Raw genomic sequence first — 22094 nt, 5'->3', positions numbered from 1 at the left:
ACTCAGTTCGGGTTGCGCAGCCGCATATGAATCAGCGCGACCCGGCTCCCACTCTTATCACGCCGTTCCTCCACGGCATAGGGCTGAAACCCCAGCCGGGGATACAGCAGTAGTCCGGCAGCGTTGCGGTTGAAGCACGACACCGTCACCTCAATGGCCCGATATCTCGCGAAAGCAAGATCGATCATCCGTTCCACGAGGTACCGACCCACGCCTTTCCCTCGCGCCGCCGGGGAGACGATAACGTTGCCGATGGAACAGCACCCTTGCGTTTCCCAGCGATAAAAATTGGCGAACGCGACGACGTTCCCGTCATCCTCCACCACCGTGGAGTCCGAGCGTCGCCGGACGGCCTCCAGCAGTTGAGGCGGCGTCAGCGGATACGTGGCCTTGGGATACGCGAAGAACAGCTCATCCTCGTTGCGCGGAAACGCGCAAATGGCGTGAAGGTCGTTTTCGACGACGGGGCGGTGGTTCAGGATCATGGTGTGACGACATTCCCAAAGAAGGACAGTCACCGGGCCGACCGACGTGCAATCATCCCCGCCCGGCGTGCCAGTCCCAGGCAGTCCGGACGATGTCCCGCAACCGAGGAAGGCTCGGCTCCCATTTCAAAACGGCCCGGGCCTTGTCCGCAACGGCCACCAGGGCCGGGGGGTCTCCGGCCCGCCGGGGGGCGTCCAGGGTCGGCACCTCTCGTCCGCCCACTTCTCGGACCATGTCCACGACTTGGCGCACGCTGTGCCCCGAGCCGGTTCCCAGATTAAACGCATCGCTACGGTCCTCGGCCAGCAGGAATCGCAACGCGGCCACATGGGCCCGGGCCAGGTCGGCGACATGGATATAGTCCCGGATCGCCGTCCCGTCCGGAGTCGGATAATCCCGGCCAAAAACGGACAACGGCCCGCGCTTGCCCTGGGCCGCGAGCACGGCCAGCGGAATCAGGTGGGTTTCCGGATCGTGCTCCTCGCCCAGTTCTCCGTCCGGATCAGCCCCGGCCGCGTTGAAGTAGCGCAGGGCCACGTGACGCAGACCATAGGCCGCATCGAAGTCCCGAAGCATTTTTTCGATCATCAGCTTGCTCCAGCCATAGGGATTGACCGGATGCTGGGAATGGGTTTCGGGAATAGGAATCTCCAGCGGTTCGCCGTAGGTGGCGCAGGTGCTGGAAAAGACGATCCGTCGGCACCCGTGCCGGAGCATGGCCTCCAGCAAGCTGAGCGACCCGGCCACGTTGTTGCGGTAGTATTTTTGTGGATCGGTCACGGACTCGCCCACATAGGCATAGGCCGCGAAGTGGATCACCGCCTTGGGCGCATGAGCCGCGAACAACGCATCCAGCGCGGCCCCGTCCAGGATGTCTCCCTTGACCAGTTCTCCCCAGCGCACGGCCCACTCATGGCCGTAAACCATGTTGTCCAAGGTTACCGGTCGATATCCGGCCTCGGCCAGGGCCTTACAGGTCTGGCTGCCGATGTACCCGGCCCCGCCGGTCACCAGGATGACGTCGCTCATATCCTCACCCCTTTTTGAGTATCGATAGTTTTCTTTAATCCGTATCGAAATCGCAATTGAATAGGGCCCGTGACCAAGATGCATCACGATGACTATTTCGATTTCGACTTGGATTTCGATTCCAACCAGTCCTCGACTCAGTGACCATCAAGAACATATTGCCCCTACTTCCCTTCTCTGGTCGCTTGCGTCCCCCGCTGTTGCCAACTACAAAAAAAAGTCCGTGCGAGGCGACACATCAACTTTTTCCTATTTCCTTCAGTAATGCAACATCATCCGACACCACTCACCGAGTCCCTCGCGCAAGATATCCGCATCAAGGGGGTCTTTTCCACCACCTCCGCACCACGGTGGGAGGATGTCAGGATCCAACTGGTCTCTCCCCTGGGGCCCATTAAGGCGCTCTTCTTCCTCTCGGACTGGAAGCGCCCACCTGCTTACGTAGAGACCGAGGGCAACCGCTGAACTCCATGCACTGCTCCCACATCCAGCCCTTGGGCCAAAACTCGGCTGACCAAGGCTCGACTCCCCACCCGCGCTGAGTCCGAAGAAGGCGTCGTGCTGGTTTCCATTGTCATTCCGGTCTTCAACCGCCCGGAGCAGGTCCTCCGAGCGATCCGCTCCGTGCTGGCTCAGCGAGACCGCAACGGTTCCTGGAGGGCAATGGAAGTGCTGGTGGTGGACGACGGGAGCACGGACGCGACCCCATCGGTATTACGCGAAATCCGGGATCCGAGGATGCGGGTTCTGCGCCACGAACGAAACCAAGGCGTTTCCGCGGCCCGCAACACGGGGTTGGCCGCGGCCCAAGGCGAGTATCTGGCGCTACTGGATTCGGACGATTGGTGGTTGGCGGAAAAACTGGCGATCCACCTCGCCTGCCACGAGGCCGGAGGCTGGCGCATTTCCCAGACCGACGAAATCTGGATTCGCCACGGACGTCGGGTCAACCCCATGGTCAAACATGCCAAGCCCGAGGGCTGGTTTTTTGAAGACGCCCTAAAGCTGTGCCTGATCAGCCCGTCCTGCGTGCTGTTCGACCGCCGATTCTGGGAAGAGGTTGGGCCTTTCGACCCGACCCTCCCGGCCTGCGAAGATTACGACCTCTGGCTGCGAACCCTGGTCCGCCATCCCGTAGGCTTCTGCCCGGAAAAGCTGGTCCACAAGACCGGGGGCCACCCGGACCAACTCTCCAAAAAAATCATCGGCCTGGACCTCTACCGGATCCAGGCCCTGGCCAAACTGCTGCGAACCGAAGTTCTGTCTTCGTCGCAACGCTCCGCCGCGCTCCGGGAGCTCCGAGCAAAGGCCCGAGTCTACATCAGCGGCTGTCTCAAGCATGACAAGCCCGAGGAGGCCGAACGGATCAAGCGATGGCTGGGCCCGTGGCTGGAATCTCCCGTTTGCTGACTCCTTCGGCCTTGATTCGCTCTAAAAGCTCTGAAAGAACAGGCTTGACGTGCTCGCGCACATCCCCGGACACAATGATGAACAGCAGGTCGTCGCCAGGCTGGAACAGACCGGACCTAGCCTCCACCACGATTCGAAAAATGCCCGGCTTGGCGGAATATTCCCGGACCAGTTCTTGAATTTTTTTCTGATCCGGCGTCACCTCCAAGGCCGTGACCTGTTGCTTGTCCTTTCTGGACCAGCTACGAACAGTGCCGTTATGCACGAGCACCATGCCCACGTTGTCCGCGAAACCGGATTCCTGTTTCAATGCCGCGATGGCCTTGCTGATATCCATAGCCCCATCCTTATGGTTTCTGTGTTATGCACCAAGATTGGCGGCAACATCTGAAACGTCTCTTATCAGAGGCTGCCGTCCCTGAACCGGACTCCCCCTTGACTACACTCGACCAACCGTGAACCGAGAACCGCGCTCCTTGCCTTCTGAATAACCGCCAGTTCTCACGAGGAAGCCATGTATCCGCTTTCCGATATCTTGAAAAGTCTTCCCAAAGTGACCAACCCTCGATTGGTGCTGTCCGGATTCGGCGTCTGGGTACTCTGGCGTAAAAACGCCAACAGCACCATCCATCAGACCTTGACGCGCTTCGGTGGAATCAAGATCAGCGTAGGCTCCAACCAAAGCTTGTGGTATTTTCAAAACGCCCAGGTCTTTCCAGCCCTGGCGAGAATGCTACTTTGGACCCAGGTCCATCCGGAACCGGTCCTGAGCCAGGTATTGCCGGCCAAACTGATCCTGGGAGAATCGAATAGCGAACTCTCGTTGAGCATCACAAATCAACTCACGGAGCAAAAGATCAACCCAGGGGAGTCCTTCGACGTCTGGGTCCATCCGGAGGTCATCAGTCACGTTTCCAACTTTCCCGGCCTGGGAGTCGAACAGCGTCCGCCTCTGTTTGGGATGACGCCCATCAACTGGCACGCAATCAAGGTCGACCCCGGGTTTTCCTTGGACGCGGATCTGGGGTGGTTTTTTTTCATCAAGCCCATGCAGGACAGGCAAAACGATAATTATGTCCTGGGTTGGAAAAATTTCCACATGCGTCTGAAAGGCATTCTTGATCGCCTAGGCCTCCGCAATATTTACCAAGCCAACCTGCTCGTCTTCAAAATCGAAGGACTGAACCAGCTCTCTTCCTGGATTCGGGAAATCCTGGCGACCATCGCGCATGTCAAAGCCGACGAACCAGACGCCTACTGGCCTTGCCTGTACTGCGCGGTCCAATCTCAAGGCCTGAGCTTCAACGACGATCTACTGACCAAGGTCTTGATTGACTGGGACCGTCTCGCCCCGGACACCCCTCATCTGCCCCTGAGCGCGGGACTGTTACTGCGCGACGAGTTCGAGATCACCTTTCTGGATACAGCGGGCGATCAGCCTCTGGACGCTCTATGCCAACTCGGACTTTCCAGCGGCGAATCCTCGGGACGTCGCAGAGTGGACTTTCCTGCATCCGCTTCCCTGTCCGTCGGAAACAACGCGCTCTGCTTTTATTGCGGCATGAAGTCCCACGAATCATCGAAGTGCCCCAGTCGGCAGATCTTCAACCCGGAGCCGGGAGTCTGGGACAAATTCGGGGCCATGGACATCAAGGAACTGGCCCAGGCCGTCAAAACCCTGGACAAAACCGTCGGCAACGGGAACCTCGCCACCATGTCGGAACTGTTGCTGGCCGAGGGCCCGGAACATACCTTCCTCAAAACTGTTTTTGAAATCAATTGTCCGGCCCAGCACCGGATGATGCGCATGGTTTGGCGAAGCCGCGGCAAGGAGTTGCCGGACGGACTGCGCCAACTCAACCCGCCCGAGGGCGAATACGTCTGGTCGGCCCTGGAAAACACCCGTTCGGGCAACTATCCTCAAGCCGAGCGCATGATGCAGCAAGCCATCCTGCGAACGTCGAAAAGCTATCAACCTCATGTCCTGCTGGGATTCATCGCCTTGGAGACGGGTAATCCACGCCAAGCCGAGGGACACTGGAAAAATGCCCAAAATCTTTGCTACACTCCGTTGCAGCAAGGGTACGTGCTGTTTCTCAAGGCCCGATTGCTCGAAGTCCAAGGGAGCTACGACCAAGCCCATCAATCATACTCGGACTCCCTTCGCTATTCATCCAAATGGCTGGAGCCCCGCTACCGTCAGGCGGTTTGCCTCACCAAAAAGGGCTTTCTGGATCAAGCCTGGACGATTTTCGCCGACCTGATCATCCAGGAACCACATTTTTTCAACCGTATCCTGTGCGACCACGAGCTTGAGCGAGGACGCTCCTTTTTGCTTTCAGCCCTGTCCGGCCCCTGGACGGCGGCGATGCAAAAGGCCGAAAAAGAGCAGGACGCGCTCAAGCAACTTCGCACGAAACTGGAGACATGGTTCGTTCCGGACAACCAATTTCGTAAAAACACCGAGGAACGCGCCGAGATCCTCCAGGAAAGCAGCCAGGTGGAAAATTTTGTCTCCTTCACCAAGGTGGCTGAAGTCACGGAAAAACTGCAGAGAGAGACTGACCGGGAAATCAAGGAAGCCGTGGCGTCTTTGAAGAAGGAAGCCCATAAAAATATCGAACGGGCTCAAACCATTTTTGAAGAAATCGCCTATTTTCCCTTTCCAAAGCTGATCAGAAAAACCAACCGCGACTATAACCAGGCAGGCCGCATTCTTCAGCGCATTACCAAGTCGGACCTGCACAACGGCAGCTTCTTCCGGCAAGCCACGTTGGAAATGAAAGAGGCGAACGACATCCTGGACAGGATGGGCAAACGCACGAAAAGCTTGATGATCCTCAGGGAAGGGGCGCTCTTCTTCCTGTTTTTGAGTAGAACATTCCTTTGGCTGGCCATGTTCGGATTGCTGGCCTCGATCATTGCGGTACCGGTCTTGTTGAACGTCATCCAAGCATCCGGCTCGATCTGGGCCACGGAGTGGATGACCACCCAACGGTGGCAGGTTCAGCGCACCGTGAGCATGCTCATGGTCTTCATCAGCGGGATACTCGCCGCACTCTGGACCACCGTGCGCTATGCAAAAACCAAACAGAAATATTTTGAAAAAGCGAAACGGAAGCGAAGAAAGTAACCACCAGGCCAATTCCCTCACTCAATCACCTTGAGAAGGCACTCAACCAAAGGAGCCTGACAATCCACCACTTTACCAACCATGTTCTTTTGGACTAAAGTGCAATATTCCCTGCACTATCGACAACCGTTGGACACGACGTTTTTTTCTCGCCACCATGTCCAAAATTCACCAGAAAGGAGACCAAGCCCCATGCCCGTTCTCGTCGTCAACGTCGACCATGTCGCCACCCTGCGCCAAGCCCGGATGGGCCGGGAGCCCGACCCGGTCACCGCCGCCCATCTGGCCGAACTGGGCGGGGCCCACGGGATCATCGTTCACCTGCGCGAGGATCGTCGGCACATCCAGGATCGGGATCTGGCCCTGCTCAAGCAGACCGTCCAGACCAACCTGCACCTGGAAATGGCCGCTACGAACGAAATGCACGCCATTGCCCTGGCCACCATTCCGCACATGGTCTGCCTGGTCCCGGAAAAACGGGAAGAACTGACCACCGAAGGCGGATTGAATCTCATTGGTCGGGAGCAGGATCTCCGGGACTACCTGGCGGACATCCACGCCGCCGGTATACTCTCCAGCCTGTTCATCGACGCGGACCCGGAACAGATCCAGGCCGCCAAGGCCATCGGCGCGGAATATATTGAAATCCATACCGGCCACTACGCGGACGCGCCGAGCCGGGGACAGCGCGTGGCCGAGCAGACCAAAATCCTTCACGGCATCCGGCTGGCCCGGGAAATCGGGCTGAAGGTCAACCTCGGCCACGGCCTGAACTATACGAACATCCTGCCCTTTGCCCAAACCCCCGGCATCGAGGAATACTCCATCGGCCACAGCATCATGGCCAGAGCCATTCACGTCGGTCTGGGCCAGGCGGTTCGCGAGATGGCAGACATCATCCGGACTTTTTCCGCCTGACCCCCAGGAAACATGTCGTCTTCACAAAACGAACCATGGAAGAGCCCATGCCCATAGTCGGCCTGGGTCTGGACGTGGTGGAACTGGACCGGATTCAGCGGATATGGGAACGCTTCGGCGAGACCTTCGCCCAGCGCGTGCTCACGGAAGCTGAGCAGGCCCGGCTCCATGTCGGATCACCGGTCCCCTATCTGGCCTCCAGGTTTGCGGCCAAGGAAGCCGCGGTCAAGGCCCTGGGAACCGGATTCCGGGACGGCGTCACGTTCCAGCAGATCGAAGTGTCCTCACGCCCTTCCGGCCAACCGGAGCTGAAATTCTCCGGTGCGGCCCAAAGCGCCGCCGCCAAGCTCGGAGCGCGTCACATCCACCTCAGCCTGACCCACGGACGGGATACCGCCGCCGCGGTGGTCATCCTGGAGCGAGTTCCGTAATGCCGTAACTGGCCCGCACCCCCTGGGGAATCAACCGTTACCATGAACATGAAAACCTCCATCACCGAACAGCGTATCCTCAGAATCCGGGAAGTCCTGGCCAAACGCCAGAAAGACCTAACCCTGATCCTGAACAACATTCACGACCCGCACAACGTCTCCGCCATCCTGCGCAGTTGCGACGCCTTCGGTGTCCACGGCGTGCAGTTGTACTATACCCGCGAGTCCTTTCCCCTGGTGGGCAAGCGCTCCTCGGCCTCGGCCAAAAAATGGGTGGACCGGGTTCGCCACCATGACGCCGCGGCCATGATCAGCGGACTTCGCGCCCAGGGTTACCAGATCCTCGGCACCAACCTGACCGTTGACGCCAAACCGCTCCCGGAATGGGACTTCACCGGCCCCACGGCCATCCTCCTGGGCAACGAGCACCGCGGCCAGGATACGGCCCTGGACGCCCTGATCCCGGACAATCTGTTTATCCCCATGCAGGGCATGATCCAGAGTCTGAACGTCTCCGTGGCCGCGGCTGTAATCCTCTACGAGGCTTGGCGGCAGCGTCGAGCACGAGGAAGCTACGATCGGCCCAGTTTTGATCCGGAAGAAATGGAGGAGCTGGTTCGCTCCTGGATGACCCGATGAAATCGCAACTGGACGCGAGAAAGAAGAATGGCTCATAATTGGTTGCCGACGTGCCCCATCGCGGCGATTTCATTTCGCATGCGGCCTGGAGTTCACAGGTAGGGGAGGGCTTGAAGCCCTCCCCTACCTGTGAACGTGTCAACCAGTTTAACCGGCGAAGTGAAGCATCCCGAAAATGAAGGCGATAATTTCCGCAAAGCTCCGTCAGCAGGAACTTGCCCTGGCCGTGGAAGCCATCACCCGGGGGGCGTTGGTCGTCTATCCCACGGAAACCCTTTACGCCCTGGGCGCGGATATTCGATCGCCGGACGCCGTCCTGCGAGTCTTCCGGGCCAAGGGCCGCCCCCAGGGCAAGCCCTTGCCCGTGCTCATCGGCGCACCGGATCAGTTGGCCATGGTCACGGATCATCGCGACCATCTTCTGGACCGACTGGCCCAAGATTTCTGGCCCGGCCCCTTGAGCATCCTCGTTCCGGCGCGGACAGGACTTTCGCCGCTTTTGCAGGACCAGCACGGCTTCATCGCGGTGCGCTGGTCCTCTCACCCCACGGCCCAAACATTGGCCGTCCAGAGTTCCACCCCGCTGACGGCCACCAGTGCCAACACCAGCGGCCGACCCGCGGCCTCCCGCCCGGAACACCTGGACCCGGAACTGACGAAGACCCTCATCTCTGAAGCACCTTCCTCGCTGTCGCCATCAAGCGACGAAGCGGCGAATCACAACAAAAGCATGATCCTCCGGCAACCGCCCTATCCGGCCGGAGGAGCGCCTTCCACCGTTGTCCGTATTCTGCCCGACGGGCGCTTGAAAATTTTTCGTTTGGGAGCAATCGGCTTTGAGCAGCTTCAACAGGCCGGTTGGAAGGTCGGTTGAATTTTTTGAACCAGGAATTCCCGGAAACCAAGCCGTTCTTTTTTGGAGTATAATTTTTTGTACGTTACTGGTCATGGTTCCCGGCCCGCGACCTGGGTCCATGGAGTTGAGGCGACGTAACGTCGTTCCGGAAAGAGAAGGGTACGACAAGGTTTCCGGTTCGACGGCCTTGCTCGCTTGACCGAAAAGAAGCGAAGATCTGTGTTTGGCATCCTGCTTGCTATAACTAAAATACCTTCCTCCTTTTGCAAAAACCGGTTTCGCATCTGGGCAGCCCACCCTGAAGCGAAACCGGTTTTTTTGTGCCCGTTGTCGATGAAAGAGGAAGTTCGTAACTGCTCAAAAAGGCCGGGCATCGCCTGAAAGCTCCGTTACCTTTGGATTCCAGCCTGCGCGGGAATGTCTGTTTATGTCAGGCTCTCCCAAGCTCGTCATGCCCGCGAAGGCGGGCATCCAGGTCATGCTTGCCACTTTTTTTTGAGCAATTATAGACATTCAAGGCCCGACCTGCTCACCGAGTCAGGAAGGCGGCCACTTCCCGGCGAACTCTGTTCTGAGGAATCCCCTGAATGCAACGGGGATCGGCGCAGGATATCCGCCCGGTCCGCGTACACGGGCGACAGGCAAGCTCCAGACCGATGGTCCGCAATCCCACGGGGCTCCACTGCGCCTCCAAGGCCGGCCCGAACAAGGCCAAGCCCGGCACGCCGAGCATGCCCGCCAAATGCATCGGCCCGCTGTCGTTGCCCACCACCAGACGTGCGCTCAAGAGCAGCTCACGCAAGACCTCCAATGAATCCGGACAGCTGACAGGATAATCCGAAACACCCATCCTTCGGTCCAGCTCCGCCGGTCCAAGTATGAAACGAACCTCGTGGCCCTGCTCCTGAAGCCAGCGGGCCAGTTCAAAAAATTGTACAAGCGGCCATTGCTTAGCCGGATGCCCAGCGCCGGGAAAAAGCAAAATCTCGCGGCCTCCTTCCCTCCCCTCTCCGCCCCTCCACGAACCGAAGAATCCTCGCCAAACAGCCGGCCAATCGGAGTTCCAAGCGATGCCGAGTTCGCGCAGCCCCTGGGCATACGCATCCCTGGGCGACATGGCCGGACCTCTCTCGGAACCGGAAAAGGCGCGCAACACATGCAGCCGGGAGTGGGTCCGAACCGGCGGGTTCGTATCCAGCACGAACCAGAAAACCCTCGCATCCCCCAACTCCATCGGCCACTGCTCGCGAAGGAACAATGCATCCATGCCCCGACGCATCTCCAAAGAGAACGGCTCCACGCCCAAAGGCCGCAACCAGTGCACGCGATCGTTCGTTCCGGCCCAATACACATTTTTGTCCGCGAAATGCTCATGGAGGGCGAGCATGGACGGCCAGGCCATCAGAAAATCCCCCAGTGCACCGCGATGAACCAGCAGAATGGAACTCACAGCTTCTTCATTTTCTGGAACATGTTCAGAAGTCCAGGGTCCGCGTGGCAAAACCCGCAGATGGCCTCGGACAGGGAAATGTACGGATTATGGCGCAAAAGGGCATGCAATCCTTTGAAGTCGCCATACAGAGGTTCCAAAGATTCAACCAAAGGGGTAATGGGCACGAAACGCCGCTCACAAAGGCGACACGTGCCCAGGCAGTTGACCATGGCGGCGACATCGAGCAAGAATTCCGGGTCCTCGTCGAGTATTTCCCGCAGAGCGTCCAGGTTGGAGGGGAGGATGAGATTCAGCATGGATTTCCCGTGTGGCGAAGCAAGACAGGGTGCGCGCGCACCAACGCGAAAAACGCGGTACCTCACCTTTTCCGGCTGAAGTACCGCGTTTTCATTACGCAGGGCAAGAGGCTGTCCAGCTACAGGACATTCACCCAAATGGGGTTGCTCATGGCCCAGTTTCCTTGGCCATCTTCGATGACCAGAGCGTACCACGTATTTTTCTTCGGTGTCAGCGCAACGGAGACATTTTGCTCGCCAACGCCGTCATAGTTTTTCTGGAAGGCAAATCCCTCGATTTCACCGTCGTCGTTGAATCTGGACCCTTCGGTAACGACCGTGATCGTGTCAACTCCATGAACGGAGACCGTCTTGAAGTACAGATCGAACCCACTGGCGGGCACATGAATGGTCTGGCCAAAGGCATGCTCGGGATAAACCAGCGGACCGAAGGAAACATAGGAGTTGCCCTGTTTCAGGGCTTGGTAATACTTCTCCAAAGTGAAGTCGCCGTCGACACGAGCGATGGTCCTGGCATTGCCGGACCGGTAACGCCACACGTCATGGACATCGCTTCCACCGGCAAGATAGTATTTTTCCTGGTTATTCCAAAACTCCCAGGTCCGTTGCAGGGCCTTGTGATTATCCTTGGTGGAGATAGCGCCGTTGATTTCAATCAAATCAAAATCCGCGTCCCAGCCGCCGGGGACCATGTCGCGTTCCGCGCTGTGAAAATACCCGTACGTGATGTACGGGTGAGCGACCATCACCAGGGCGTCCAATTCTCTGGCCCTGGCAAAAATCTCTCCCACCGTGGCACCGGGATCAATGGACACGTCCCGCCCATCCAAGGGAATCGGCAGAACATTGATATGCCCCCAGTTCGGGGAAACCTCGATCCCGGATATGAAGGGAACTGACCTGGACTTGGCCATTTCAGCGATCTGTTCATTGTTGGCAATGGAGTCGTGATCGCTGACAAAAACGATGTCCAATCCGCCGGCGAGTTGAGAGCGAACAAGATAATCCGGAGGCGTCACACCGTCCAGAATATCCGAATGGTGGTGCAGGTCCGCCGCATACCATCCTGAACCGGGCAGGTCGATCAACTGCTCGACGGCTTGATCCAGTGCGTGACGCCCTTCGGACACAACGGACAGGTTGACCATCTCCTCTCTGGCCGTAAAATCAGCACCTTTGGAAACAGACAGGGTGTATTCGCCCTGAGCCAACTGGAAGCTGGCCATGCCTGGCTCTTCCAACTCCGTGAAAAAGGTCCTGGCTCCAACGTACTCCACGAGGATTTCCGGCCCCTCAACCACTTCGATCCGGGCGTCGATGGGTTGGTGCGTCTTCTTGTCCACGACGGAAAGGACAACCTCGCCTCCCTTGCTGATGTTACTGAAATCGAGGAGGGTATTTTCTCCGGGGGAGACGGTAATCCGTTGCTTGGCGGTCAGCGAATACCCCTTGGCCACGGCATGGACGGCATATTCCCCCTCTTCCAGGGCGATTTCATAAGTACCGTTTTCCCCGACGGTCCAGGCGAAGAGCATGTCCCGGGCCTCCGGCGTGGCCTTTTCGAATATTACGACGGGTTCGGCGACGGCATTCCCCTCAGTGGATCGTACGACTCCGGAAACCGTCCCAAAAGGCTTTTCGTTCAGCGCAAGGTTATGACGCATCACCCCAGCGGCACTGCCGATATCGTCGAATTGGATCCAGGCCGCCAGATCCACGGTATCCCCGGGAGCCAACGTCTGTTTCCTGTAGAGATCCCGCCATCCGGTCCCCCAGGCAAAATCCGTGAACCCGGGGTAATGCACGGCCATGGCGAAGTGTTCGTCATACCCGAGAACATAGTCCCCAAACCAGTCTTCGGCCACCTGATCGTAGCCTCTTTCCACGGTGCCCCAGGGGCCGAACATATACCCGCTGAGGGTGCACAGCGAATACCCGGCCAGCAGGTCTTCGTAGGTTTTCTCACCGCGATTCGTCATCCGCGTGGAAACATCCAGGATATTGCTTCCGGATGTAACCGTATACGTCGTGATCAGTTCAATGTTCGCGTCGTAGTCCCTGGTGATCTGGATGACGACCCGGTCTGGACTCTGCTCCACGATATGCGTCCGCTGGGATTCACTGGGCCAGGCGGACCAGCCATGGGGCAGGAAATCGATCAACGCGGTTCGATTGTCGGTCCACTCCCCGTCCACGAATAGAGCGGAGTCCACGATGGAGCCATGCGGAACGCCCCATGGCGGGGTTGTTCCAACGGCAAAGGCGATTTTGTAGAATTCGTTGGAGACGGTGATGTCTTCATCAGCCAGGGCAATGCCGTTGACGATGTCCGTCGGCCCCTTGCGCACCTGAACCCCTGGCTCGGCGGCCTGCAGATTCAGGGAACAAACAACACTCAGCAAAAACGACCAGAAAACGATTTTTGCATATTTCACTTAGACCTCTCTTGTTACGGTTTCTTTACCGCGGACGCCGTCATCACGAATCGACGATCCGTCACGACACCGGCCCGCTCCAAACATTCCTCAGTTGGACGACCCTGCGCGTCCCAGCCTCTGACCCGGTAGTAATCCTCCAGCAGCGTGCGCATGTCCTCCTCCGTGATCCGGTGGCCCTTGTACGGGCCGCTGGGCAGGGGCTCCTCCACGAAGCGCCGGGGCAGGCGCTCTTGGGATACGTCCAGGCCCTCGCGGAGATTGAAGAGACGGGTGGAGTTCCAGATCCGGCGGCCCAGTTCGTCGAAAAAGCCTGGCTCCACCTCGCGGCCCGTGGCCGCGTTCAGCAGGTCGGCGTAGGTTTGGGGCGTAACGCCCATGGCCCCAAAGTCGCATTTCACCAGACAGTCCGTGCCGGCCAGATAGTCCTGCAAGGCCGCCACCAGTTCGGCCTTGCCCTCCAGGTCCAACGCCCGGACGGGCTTGCCCCGCCACTCCATGCCCGTGGCCTCGTAGCCCACGGGAAAACCGCGCTGATGGCAGGCTCCCCGGTCCGCGGTCATGTAGGCCAGGCCCATGCCCGGTGCGCCGCGCGGTCCCCAGGCGGGCATTTCCAGGCCCTTGACGTGCTGGGCCAGGCTTTCCGCCTCCGGCCCCAGGACCTTGGCCGCGACCTTGACGCCCTGAGCTAGAAGACGCCCCAGTTCACCCTGCCGACCGGCGATCATCCTGATCAACCGTTCCGCCGCCGCGACACTGCCGAACTCCAGGTCGGCCATATCCTCGAAAGAGGATTTTGCCAGCAACCCCTTGGCCTTGGCCTCCATGGCAAAACTCACGCAAGCGCCCGTGGAGATGGAATCCAGGCCCAGCAGGTCGCAGAGCTTGGTCAGGTGGGCCACGGCCCGGGGGTCGCCGATGCCCAGATTGGTCCCAAGCATGGCCGCGGACTCGTACTCCACGATGTCCGTGACCATCTGGGCATGGGCTCCGGTCCGAACCGCACCCATCTGGGTGCAGGCAATGGGGCACCCCAAACAGGCCGCCCGGCTCAACCACAAGGCCCGGGACTGGCCGCCTTCACCCAGTTTCCTGGCCAGGAGCGAGGTTCCGTCACTGAAGTTGTTCGCCGGGATCAGCCCGGCCTCATTGGCGAACTCCACAGAGGCCGCGGTGCCGGAACCCATCAGGGCCCGGCATTCGGCGCTGTCTTGGATCTCCTGGTTCGCACGGTCCAAAGCCTGCTCGAACGCGGCCTGATCATGAACCCGGACCAGCCGATCGCCCTTGAGGGCCACGGCTTTCAGATTCTTGGCCCCCATCACCGCGCCCGCCCCGCCCCGTCCGGCCTGACGATTGAACTCGCAACAGATCAGGGCATACGGAACGTGTTCTTCTCCAGCCGGTCCGATGGCCGCGATCTTGAAGCCATCGTCGTCCAGGATATCCTTGACCCGTTGGGTGGTTTCCAGGGTGTCCAGCCCCCAAAGCTCTCCTGCGGGACGCAATCGAGGGCCGTCCCGGTCCACGACCAGAATTACGGGTTCCGGCGCTTGGCCCGTGATGACCAGCCCGTCGTATCCGACGTACTTGATTTCCGGGCCGAACATTCCGCCGAAATAGGAGTCCAGGAAAAGGTTGGTCAGCGGGGACTTGGTCGCCACGCAGGCCCGCATGGCCGGGGCCGGGGTTCCGGTGAGCGGGCCGGGCAGGAAAAGCAGGACATTGCCCGGCCCCAAAGGATCGGCCCGCTCCGGAATCAGGTCCAGAAGCAGCTTGGCCGCGTACCCCTTGCCGCCCAGGTATCCCTCCTGGAACCAGTCCGGAAGAGGCACATCCTGAAACGTACCCGTGGTCAGATCCGCGTGGAGCATCACGCCCCAGGCCGCACTGCTCATGATTGGCCCTCCCCGGCGCTTGTCGGGATTCTCGCCGATTCGAGCATTTCCAGAGCCCCCGTGGGGCAAGCCCGGACACAACCAGGGCTGCCGTCGCACAAGTCGCACTTGAAGGCTTTGCCGCTTTCCGCGTCCAGATGGATCATGCCCAAGGGGCAATACCGACCGCACAGCCCACAGGAAATGCACTTCTCCCGGTCAATGGCCACGACTCCGGTTACCTCATCACGGGATATAGCCTTTACCGGACAGGCCCGCAGGCACATCGGATCCGCGCACTGCGCGCAGACAACCGGAATATGAGCCATATTCTCCCACATCCGCCGGATGGTAAGCATGGATCTCCGCGGATTGTACCCACCGAACACATGCAGGGAACAGGCGGCCTGACAGAGTTGGCAGCCGGTACAGGCGTCAAAATGGGTTCGGATGAATACGGGGGGGCGAGTCTGTTGCATGGGAGATCCTGGGTTCAGTGGTTCAACGATTCATGAAAGCAAGGGATTGATGGCTGGAATACCCTCCAGCCATGAACCGTGAACCGTTATATCTTCTCATTCTACTTCGTTTCCATCCGGATTTTTTTTCCAAATGCAGAAACAGCCAGTTTTCAATCCGGAAACGAGCAATTGCTTCTTTTGGCAAGGAAATCAAGCAATTATGAGGAAGCGTATATCAATACGTTGACGAATAATTGTGAAGAGTGACGCAGCCAAAAGGAAAAAGGGCCGTTTCCGGATGAAAACTACTTCGCCATCGCCGCTTCGATCACCGGCAGGGCGGGCTGTCCGTCGGCCGTGGTCACGCCGTCCATCCAGCCGCGATAGATCTCCGGGTTGGCGCGCAGCCAGGCCAGACCGGCTTCCAGGGGCTCCATGGCGGAGTCTTCGTGAAGCATGTTCATGGCCTCGTTGACCATCGCGATGGGCACAAGAAAGTTGTTCAGGAACGCGGCCACATTGGGCTGCTCCTGGTCAAAGCCGGTGCGGATGTTGATGTACACCGTGGCCGTGCCGTCGTTCCCGCCGAAGGTGGTTTCATCGCTGCCCGTGAGATAGGACATGTCGATGATCTTGTTCATCCAGTGCGGGGACCAGCCCAGGAAAACGATCCACTGCTGGTTGCGGGCAAAATTCTGGACCTGGGTCAGCATGGCCGTCTCGCTGGAAGGGATCAGTTCGAAATTCCCCAGGTTGAACATGTTTTCATTGATCATCAGTTCGATGACCTCGTTGCCGTCGTTGCCTTCCTCGATGCCGTAGATCTTGTACTCCAGCTTTTCCCCGTATTTGGCGATGTCCGAAAAGTCGCGCAAGCCGCCCTCGTAGGCATAGGTGGGCACGGCCAGGGTGTACTTGGCGTTCTCCATGATCACGGAGAACGACTCAACCTTGCCGCTCTTGAAATGGGGCTCGGCAATGCTCTGCATGGTGGGCATCCAATTGCCCAAAAAAATGTCCGCCTGGTCCGAGGCCAAGGCCTGGTAGGCGATTGGCACGGATAGCAGCATGCTGGAGACGTCATAGCCGAGTTCATTCAGGAAAAACTGGGCCACCTCGGTTTTCACCGTAACGCACGTCCAGGGCACGTACACGAACCTAACTTCCTTGGAAGCCAGGGCGTTTCCGGCAAAGCCGATCATAATGACCATGGCGAAGGCCATCGCCAACTTACGTAATTTCTTGTCCATCGATCCTCTCCTTTGGTTGGATGGTTGGAAAATTCAAATTATTTCTTGACTGCGGACGCGTGCCGATAAAAGTCCACGCTGGACGGCGGCAAAGGCGTGTTGTCCAGAATCGCGTCCGCGGCCTTTTCCGCGATCATCAGCACCGGGGCGCAGATGTTCCCGTTGGTGATTTCCGGCATCACCGAGGCGTCCACCACACGCAGGTTCTTCAGACCGTGTACCTTCAAATCCTTGTCCACAACGGCCATGTCGTCGTAGCCCATCTTGCAGGTGCAGCTGGGATGATACGCGCTCTCCCCTTCCCGGGCCACGAAGTCCAGGACCTCTTCGTCCGTGGAAATGTGTTCGCCGGGGGAGAGTTCCTTGTTTTTGAACGCCTCGAAAGCCGGTTGGTTGAAAATCTTGCGCGCGCACCCAATGGCCTCGATCCATTCCTTGCGATCCTTTTCCGTGGACAGGTAGTTGAACCGAATCCGCGGCGGGGTGGTCGGGTCATTGGACAGCAGCCGGACCGAGCCCTTGGCGTCGCTGTACATCGGGCCGACGTGGAGCTGGTACCCGTGGCCTTCGCTGGGCGCGCTCCCGTCGTACCGGATGGCGATGGGCAGGAAATGGAACTGCAGGTTCGGGTACATGACCTCGTCATTGCTCCGCACGAAGCCGCCGGCCTCGAAGTGGTTGCTGGCCCCGATCCCGGTTCTCCGGAACAGCCATTCCAAACCAATCTTGGGCATGTTCCAGGGCTTGAGGGCCGGGTAAAGGCTGACCGGCTGCTTGGACGCGCACTGCACGTACACCTCCAGGTGGTCCTGCAGGTTCTCGCCAACACCCGCCAGATCCGCGACCACGGAAACGCCTTTGGCCAAGAGATGCTCGGCATTCCCCACACCGGAGAGCTGGAGCAGTTGCGGGGAGTTGATCGCCCCGCCGCAACAGATGACTTCCCCGGCGTAGGCCTTATGCAGTTTGTCGCCCTTGCGGTACTCCACGCCCACGGCGGTGCGGCCCTCGAAGAGCACTCTGGTGGTCAGGGCCTTGCAGATCAACTCCAGGTTGGAACGGTGCAGGGCCGGATGCAGATATCCGCGGGCCGTGCTCCAGCGATTGCCGCGATACGTGGTGCTTTCGAACTTGCCGAATCCTTCCTGCTGAAAGCCGTTCACGTCCGAGGTAATCGGGTATCCGGCCTGCTGAACCGCGGCGAAAAAAGCGTCGAACAACGGGTTCTCACATTTCGGGGTGGTCAGGTACTGCCCACCGGTCCTGCCCTGATAGGCGTCCGCGCCTTTCAGCCGGTATTCCATTTTTTGAAAATACGGCAGGCAGTGAGCGTAGTCCCAGTTCTCCAGGCCCTTGATCGCGCCCCATTTCTCGTAGTCCATGGCGTTGCCGCGAATGTGGATCATCCCGTTAATGGAGCTGGAACCGCCCAGGACCTTGCCCCGGGGCTGGGCGATCCGGCGATTGTGCATGTGCTGTTCCGGCTCGGACTCGTAGGCCCAGTTATAGAACTTGTTTGTCAGGTTGAAGGCCAGGGCCGAGGGCATATGGATCCGAAAATCCATCTTGTGGTCCCAGCGGCCAGCCTCCAAAACCAGCACGCGACGGTCCGGATCCGCGCTCAACCGGTTGGCCAGAATGCTCCCGGCGGTCCCCGCGCCGATGATAATCAGGTCATATGTTTTCTTGGACATGTGGTGTTGCTCCTTGGGGTTTGGATTCACATTTCGGTGGTTCGACGCATTTCTTGAAACGCTTCCACCTTCCTGCGTAAAATCATGTAATGGTAGCTGATGAAAGACTTGGCCTTGATGGGGTCGTGGCGGGCGATCTCCAGGGCGGTGTGCCGCCAATTGTCCACGATGCACCGCCGGTATTCCGCGTCCTCGTACAGGGCGTTGTCCATGGAGCTGAAACCGATCTGAACGGCCTGCATGATCCATTCAAAAATCGGATTGTCGGCCATTTTGGCGAACAACAGATTCAGTTCCCGGTCCAGTTCGGCCAGAAGTTCCATGTTCGCCTCGTCCGCGACGGCGGCCAGGGCCTCGGCTTTGTCCTGAAGGAGTCGCTTCCGGTCCACGCTGCCGCGGGCAATGGCCAAGTCCGTGATCACGTAGTCCATGCTTTCCCGAAATTCGATCAGGTGCATGGGATCGGTTTGGTTCTGCTTCAGGAACAAGGCAAAGGACTCGCTGATGCTGACAACTTCGATGTTCTTGACGTAGGCCCCGCCCTTGGCCCCCTTGTGAATCTCGATCAACCCCTTGTGCTTGAGCACCTGCAGGGCTTCGCGAATCACCCCGCGACCGGTCTTGAACAGGACTTGCAGTTCTCTTTCGCTGGGCAGGCGTTCGCCGGGCTTGACCTTGCCGCCAAGCACCGCGGCTTGAATCTGCAAAGCTATGTCCTCCCCGGCGCGCCCAGCCCTGGTGGGGGCGAAACAGTAATCCTCCAGCCCCTCGACTTTGCCGACACTGAATGGACGGTCCATTTTACTGCCCTCCATAAAAATATGCCCCCCATATTATAAAAAAATTGAACAATATCAAAAGCAGCAACAAAGAGGCACCGCCTAATGGCCATACCAATCTACATGCCGCGGCATGAATGTCAACCCCAAATATGCCGGAAGACTTCGCTTGTTCACCTGCTCACAAGAGGTGGAACCGTGACCGGACTGGACCTGATTCCGGAATGTGATAGAACCATCGCAAATGCATTCGGACAAAAGCATTCGGCTTTTGCGAAACGCCAAACCGCGAGATTGGCGAACATCAAGGAGGCAGCATCATGATCAAACGTGACGGAGGATGGAGCCCGTATCTGGCCGGAGGACTCAGCGGCCTGGTCGGGGTGATGTCGGTCTGGTTGGCCGGGCAGTTTTTCGGTGCGTCCACGTCCTTCGTGCGCACGGCGGGGATGATCGAACAGTGGTTCAGCCCGGAGCGGGTCGCTCAACTGGAGTACTTCACTCGGGTGGTTCCCCGCATCGACTGGCAGTGGATGTTCGTGATCGGAATCGTCCTCGGCTCCCTGGTCTCGGCCTGGACCTCCGGCTCGTTCCGCTGGCAATCCGTCCCGGACATGTGGCGGGAACGCTTCGGCCACACCCCGGTAAAGCGGGCCGTAGTCGCCTTTTCCGGCGGCGTGGTGGCCATGTTCGGGGCCCGACTGGCAGACGGCTGACCCAGCGGTCATGGGTTGAGCGGTTCGCTTCAACTGGCTGTCAGTGGTTTTGTGGCTCTGGTCTGCTTTTTTATCGGCGGGTTGATCATGGCCCGCATCGTCTACGGAGGGGGTAAGTCATGAGCATCCTGATCTACGGACTGATCACCGGCTTCCTCTTCGGCTTCCTGCTTCAGAAAGGACGGGTGCTGCGCTACGACAAGCAACTCGGCGCACTCCGGTTGATGGACATGACCATCATCAAGTTCATGCTTTCCAGTGTGATCGTGGGCATGGTCGGCGTGTATCTGCTCCAGGATCTGGGAGTGGCCAAACTCTCCGTGAAACCCCTGATGCTCGGGCCGATCATCATCGGCGGCCTGCTTTTCGGCCTAGGCTGGGGCCTGCTGGGCTACTGCCCGGGCACCTCCATGGGGGCGCTGGGCGAGGGCCGCTGGGACGCGCTGTGGGGCATCCTGGGGATGATCGTTGGCGGAGGGCTCTTTGCCGAAGCCTATCCTTGGCTGCGATCCACGGTGTACACCTGGGGCGACTACGGACGTCTGACCCTGCCGGAAATGCTCGGCGTCAGCCATTGGCTGGTCATTCCGGTGTTCATTGTCGGCGCGGTCCTGCTATTTCGCTGGTTTGAACGTAAAGGGCTCTAGGTTGCCGGGGTCGGAGTCGGTATCGGTATCGGTATCGAAACTGAAGCCATTTTGCGCTGCTTCTTAGCGTTTTCGATGCCGATACCGGTTGTCGAGCAAGAGCAAACATCAAAGCCGTGAGGGCGGGTTTGTAACCCGCCCTCACTTTTGCATCCTGAAAGGAAAAGGCGTAATCTCTGCGTTTTCCTGCTTCCCGACAACCTTTTCCTCCCCCCCCATGACCCAAACCTACCACGCCTTGGCCCTCTTCTCCGGAGGGCTGGACAGCATCCTGGCCATGAAGACCGTGCTCGACCAGGGACTGCGAGTCCTCGGCCTGCATTTCTGTTCCCCGTTTTTCGGCCACCCGGACAAAATCGGACACTGGCAACGCATCTATAATCTGGAAATCCGGCCCGTGGACGTGCATCAGGAGTTCATCGACATTTTGCGGCAAGGCCCGCGCTTCGGATACGGCAAGGTGCTCAACCCCTGCGTGGATTGCAAGATAACCATGCTCGCCCACGCCAAATCCCTGCTGGACCAGTACGGCGCCCGGTTCCTGATCAGCGGGGAAGTCCTCGGCCAGCGGCCCATGTCCCAACGCCGGGATACCTTGAACCTGATCAGCAAGCAGGCCGAAGTTCGCGATCTGTTGCTGCGCCCGCTCTGCGCCGGCCACCTTCCCCCCACGCCCATGGAAGAGGAAGGATTGGTGGACCGCTCCCGACTGCACTCCATTTCCGGCCGCGGCCGCAAGGACCAGCTTCGCCTGGCCGAAACCTATGGTCTGACCGAAATCCCCACCCCGGCAGGCGGCTGCCTGCTGGCGGAACAGGAATCCGCCAAACGATTCTGGCCGGTCCTGACCCGCATTCCCGATCCGTCCCCTCGTGACTTCGCCCTGGCCAACATGTCCCGGCAGTACTGGAACGACGGGCTTTGGATGATGGTCGGCCGCAACAAGGCGAATAACGATGCCCTGGCGCGCATGGCCCAGGCCGAGGATCTGCTGTTCAAGACCGCGGACGTCCAAGGCCCCCTGGCCCTGGGCCGTCGTAAGCCGGGCATAATCTGGACCGAGGAGGATATCCGCCTGGCCGCGACCTTCGTGGCCGGCTTCACCGCGAAAAAACGCCCCCCTGGACAAGCTCCCCTGATTCGCGTCACCAGTTCCGACCAGTCCCGTACCCTGGAATGCCCCGCCGAATCCCCGTCCGAAACCGGTTGGACGGAGTTCACCTGGGACCGGACAAAGCAAGAAAAACAAGACTGGATCAACGCCAACTCCCCGTCCTGAAACCACCACCTATGGACACCCTCTTCAACCTTGGCCTGATCGTGGTCAGCGCCGCGCTGCTCTGGAAAGGGGCGGGGCTGATCGTGGACAACGCCGCGACCATTGCCCGGCGCTGGGGCATCTCCGAGCTGGTCATCGGCCTGACCATCGTCGCCGCCGGAACCTCGGCGCCGGAATTCCTGGTCACCATGACCGCGGCGTACCAGGGCTTGCCCGCCATTGCCCTCTCCAACGTCCTGGGCTCCAACATCTTCAACCTGGGCATGATCCTCGGCCTGGTGGCCATGATCCGCCCCATCCCCACC

At 59.2% G+C, this 22094-nt stretch carries 21 protein-coding genes; 10 read left to right on the top strand and 11 right to left on the bottom strand.

The genetic code is table 11. The features are described from left to right. Window positions 1-2 precede the first annotated feature (2 nt). Both C6366_RS13365 and galE read right to left on the bottom strand, forming a co-directional pair. Window positions 3-485: a GNAT family N-acetyltransferase gene (locus C6366_RS13365; RefSeq protein WP_107738699.1), complete on the bottom strand. Its 483-nt coding sequence runs from the start codon at window positions 483-485 to the stop codon at window positions 3-5. Between the two features lie 52 nt (window positions 486-537). Further along, window positions 538-1515, bottom strand: coding sequence for a UDP-glucose 4-epimerase GalE (gene galE, locus C6366_RS13360; protein ID WP_107738697.1), 978 nt, complete (start codon window positions 1513-1515; stop codon window positions 538-540). Window positions 1516-2073: 558 nt separating this feature from the next. On the opposite strand from galE, the gene C6366_RS13355 reads away from it, so the two are divergent. Continuing rightward, entirely contained in the window at window positions 2074-2925 is an 852-nt protein-coding gene (locus C6366_RS13355; protein ID WP_107738695.1) for a glycosyltransferase family A protein, read from the top strand. On the opposite strand, the gene C6366_RS13350 is transcribed toward C6366_RS13355, so the two are convergent. After that, window positions 2882-3262 (bottom strand): molybdenum cofactor biosynthesis protein MoaE, encoded by a 381-nt coding sequence (locus C6366_RS13350; RefSeq protein ID WP_107738693.1) that lies wholly within the window; start codon window positions 3260-3262, stop codon window positions 2882-2884. The two genes, C6366_RS13355 and C6366_RS13350, sit on opposite strands and share 44 nt — an antisense overlap. A gap of 177 nt (window positions 3263-3439) precedes the next feature. Between C6366_RS13350 and C6366_RS13345 the strand changes: the two genes are divergently transcribed. The 5 genes from C6366_RS13345 (at window position 3440) to C6366_RS13325 (ending at window position 8920) form a co-directional block, all read left to right on the top strand. Beyond that, window positions 3440-6058 carry a tetratricopeptide repeat protein gene (locus C6366_RS13345; protein WP_107738691.1) on the top strand — a complete coding sequence of 873 codons (2619 nt, stop codon included), beginning with the start codon at window positions 3440-3442 and terminating at the stop codon, window positions 6056-6058. Window positions 6059-6250: 192 nt separating this feature from the next. Next, window positions 6251-6976: a pyridoxine 5'-phosphate synthase gene (locus C6366_RS13340; protein ID WP_107738689.1), complete on the top strand. Its 726-nt coding sequence runs from the start codon at window positions 6251-6253 to the stop codon at window positions 6974-6976. 47 nt (window positions 6977-7023) lie between these two features. Then, the gene (locus C6366_RS13335; RefSeq protein WP_107738784.1) at window positions 7024-7407 is read left to right on the top strand and encodes a holo-[acyl-carrier-protein] synthase; all 384 of its coding nucleotides are present in this window, start codon (window positions 7024-7026) and stop codon (window positions 7405-7407) included. A 48-nt stretch (window positions 7408-7455) separates the two neighbouring features. After that, complete coding sequence (locus C6366_RS13330; protein ID WP_107738782.1) at window positions 7456-8046, top strand: RNA methyltransferase; 591 nt, start codon at window positions 7456-7458, stop codon at window positions 8044-8046. A gap of 175 nt (window positions 8047-8221) precedes the next feature. Next, window positions 8222-8920 carry an L-threonylcarbamoyladenylate synthase gene (locus C6366_RS13325; RefSeq protein ID WP_107738687.1) on the top strand — a complete coding sequence of 233 codons (699 nt, stop codon included), beginning with the start codon at window positions 8222-8224 and terminating at the stop codon, window positions 8918-8920. Window positions 8921-9431: 511 nt separating this feature from the next. Here the strand turns inward: C6366_RS13325 and C6366_RS13320 are convergent. From C6366_RS13320 to C6366_RS13285, 8 genes are all read right to left on the bottom strand, one after another. Then, entirely contained in the window at window positions 9432-10352 is a 921-nt protein-coding gene (locus C6366_RS13320) for a glycosyltransferase family 9 protein (protein ID WP_107738685.1), read from the bottom strand. Continuing rightward, window positions 10349-10651, bottom strand: a complete 303-nt coding sequence (locus tag C6366_RS13315; protein ID WP_107738683.1) for a hypothetical protein — start codon at window positions 10649-10651, stop codon at window positions 10349-10351. The genes C6366_RS13320 and C6366_RS13315 overlap by 4 nt, the downstream gene beginning before the upstream one ends. Window positions 10652-10770: 119 nt before the next feature. Then, window positions 10771-13086 carry a CehA/McbA family metallohydrolase gene (locus C6366_RS13310; protein WP_107738681.1) on the bottom strand — a complete coding sequence of 772 codons (2316 nt, stop codon included), beginning with the start codon at window positions 13084-13086 and terminating at the stop codon, window positions 10771-10773. Between the two features lie 14 nt (window positions 13087-13100). Then, window positions 13101-14984 carry an aldehyde ferredoxin oxidoreductase family protein gene (locus C6366_RS13305; protein WP_107738679.1) on the bottom strand — a complete coding sequence of 628 codons (1884 nt, stop codon included), beginning with the start codon at window positions 14982-14984 and terminating at the stop codon, window positions 13101-13103. Continuing rightward, a complete protein-coding gene (locus tag C6366_RS13300) occupies window positions 14981-15442 on the bottom strand; it encodes a 4Fe-4S dicluster domain-containing protein (RefSeq protein ID WP_107738677.1) in 462 nt (153 codons plus the stop codon). Before C6366_RS13300 ends, C6366_RS13305 begins: the two co-directional genes overlap by 4 nt. Window positions 15443-15729: 287 nt before the next feature. Further along, window positions 15730-16674, bottom strand: a complete 945-nt coding sequence (locus tag C6366_RS13295) for an ABC transporter substrate-binding protein (protein ID WP_107738675.1) — start codon at window positions 16672-16674, stop codon at window positions 15730-15732. A 38-nt stretch (window positions 16675-16712) separates the two neighbouring features. Next, the gene (gene betA, locus C6366_RS13290) at window positions 16713-18368 is read right to left on the bottom strand and encodes a choline dehydrogenase (RefSeq protein ID WP_107738673.1); all 1656 of its coding nucleotides are present in this window, start codon (window positions 18366-18368) and stop codon (window positions 16713-16715) included. Window positions 18369-18394: 26 nt separating this feature from the next. Next, complete coding sequence (locus C6366_RS13285; RefSeq protein ID WP_107738671.1) at window positions 18395-19168, bottom strand: FadR/GntR family transcriptional regulator; 774 nt, start codon at window positions 19166-19168, stop codon at window positions 18395-18397. 299 nt (window positions 19169-19467) lie between these two features. Between C6366_RS13285 and C6366_RS13280 the strand changes: the two genes are divergently transcribed. From C6366_RS13280 to C6366_RS13265, 4 genes are all read left to right on the top strand, one after another. Continuing rightward, window positions 19468-19986 carry a YeeE/YedE thiosulfate transporter family protein gene (locus tag C6366_RS13280; protein WP_158269781.1) on the top strand — a complete coding sequence of 173 codons (519 nt, stop codon included), beginning with the start codon at window positions 19468-19470 and terminating at the stop codon, window positions 19984-19986. Then, window positions 19983-20510: a YeeE/YedE thiosulfate transporter family protein gene (locus C6366_RS13275; RefSeq protein WP_107738669.1), complete on the top strand. Its 528-nt coding sequence runs from the start codon at window positions 19983-19985 to the stop codon at window positions 20508-20510. Before C6366_RS13280 ends, C6366_RS13275 begins: the two co-directional genes overlap by 4 nt. Window positions 20511-20727: 217 nt before the next feature. Beyond that, the gene (locus C6366_RS13270) at window positions 20728-21789 is read left to right on the top strand and encodes a tRNA(5-methylaminomethyl-2-thiouridylate) methyltransferase (protein ID WP_107738667.1); all 1062 of its coding nucleotides are present in this window, start codon (window positions 20728-20730) and stop codon (window positions 21787-21789) included. 11 nt (window positions 21790-21800) lie between these two features. Then, a partial coding sequence (locus tag C6366_RS13265; RefSeq protein WP_368731489.1) for a sodium:calcium antiporter occupies window positions 21801-22094 on the top strand: 294 nt, incomplete at its 3' end.

Origin of the sequence: Desulfonatronum sp. SC1 (assembly GCF_003046795.1) — a bacterium.
GTDB lineage: Bacteria > Desulfobacterota > Desulfovibrionia > Desulfovibrionales > Desulfonatronaceae > Desulfonatronum.
The sequence above is the reverse complement of the archived record's forward strand: the minus strand, read 5'-3'. Positions and strand labels throughout refer to the sequence as shown.

Excerpts from the sequence above, each read along its gene's own strand:
- C6366_RS13335 (WP_107738784.1), top strand. The coding sequence starts at position 7,024 with ATGCCCATAGTCGGCCTGGGTCTGGACGTGGTGGAACTGGACCGGATT.
- C6366_RS13330 (WP_107738782.1), top strand. The coding sequence starts at position 7,456 with ATGAAAACCTCCATCACCGAACAGCGTATCCTCAGAATCCGGGAAGTC.
- C6366_RS13340 (WP_107738689.1), top strand. The coding sequence starts at position 6,251 with ATGCCCGTTCTCGTCGTCAACGTCGACCATGTCGCCACCCTGCGCCAA.
- C6366_RS13300 (WP_107738677.1), bottom strand. The coding sequence starts at position 15,442 with ATGCAACAGACTCGCCCCCCCGTATTCATCCGAACCCATTTTGACGCC.
- C6366_RS13305 (WP_107738679.1), bottom strand. The coding sequence starts at position 14,984 with ATGAGCAGTGCGGCCTGGGGCGTGATGCTCCACGCGGATCTGACCACG.
- C6366_RS13270 (WP_107738667.1), top strand. The coding sequence starts at position 20,728 with ATGACCCAAACCTACCACGCCTTGGCCCTCTTCTCCGGAGGGCTGGAC.
- C6366_RS13275 (WP_107738669.1), top strand. The coding sequence starts at position 19,983 with ATGAGCATCCTGATCTACGGACTGATCACCGGCTTCCTCTTCGGCTTC.
- C6366_RS13325 (WP_107738687.1), top strand. The coding sequence starts at position 8,222 with ATGAAGGCGATAATTTCCGCAAAGCTCCGTCAGCAGGAACTTGCCCTG.
- C6366_RS13315 (WP_107738683.1), bottom strand. The coding sequence starts at position 10,651 with ATGCTGAATCTCATCCTCCCCTCCAACCTGGACGCTCTGCGGGAAATA.
- galE (WP_107738697.1), bottom strand. The coding sequence starts at position 1,515 with ATGAGCGACGTCATCCTGGTGACCGGCGGGGCCGGGTACATCGGCAGC.
- C6366_RS13365 (WP_107738699.1), bottom strand. The coding sequence starts at position 485 with ATGATCCTGAACCACCGCCCCGTCGTCGAAAACGACCTTCACGCCATT.
- C6366_RS13345 (WP_107738691.1), top strand. The coding sequence starts at position 3,440 with ATGTATCCGCTTTCCGATATCTTGAAAAGTCTTCCCAAAGTGACCAAC.
- C6366_RS13350 (WP_107738693.1), bottom strand. The coding sequence starts at position 3,262 with ATGGATATCAGCAAGGCCATCGCGGCATTGAAACAGGAATCCGGTTTC.
- C6366_RS13285 (WP_107738671.1), bottom strand. The coding sequence starts at position 19,168 with ATGGACCGTCCATTCAGTGTCGGCAAAGTCGAGGGGCTGGAGGATTAC.
- C6366_RS13295 (WP_107738675.1), bottom strand. The coding sequence starts at position 16,674 with ATGGACAAGAAATTACGTAAGTTGGCGATGGCCTTCGCCATGGTCATT.
- betA (WP_107738673.1), bottom strand. The coding sequence starts at position 18,368 with ATGTCCAAGAAAACATATGACCTGATTATCATCGGCGCGGGGACCGCC.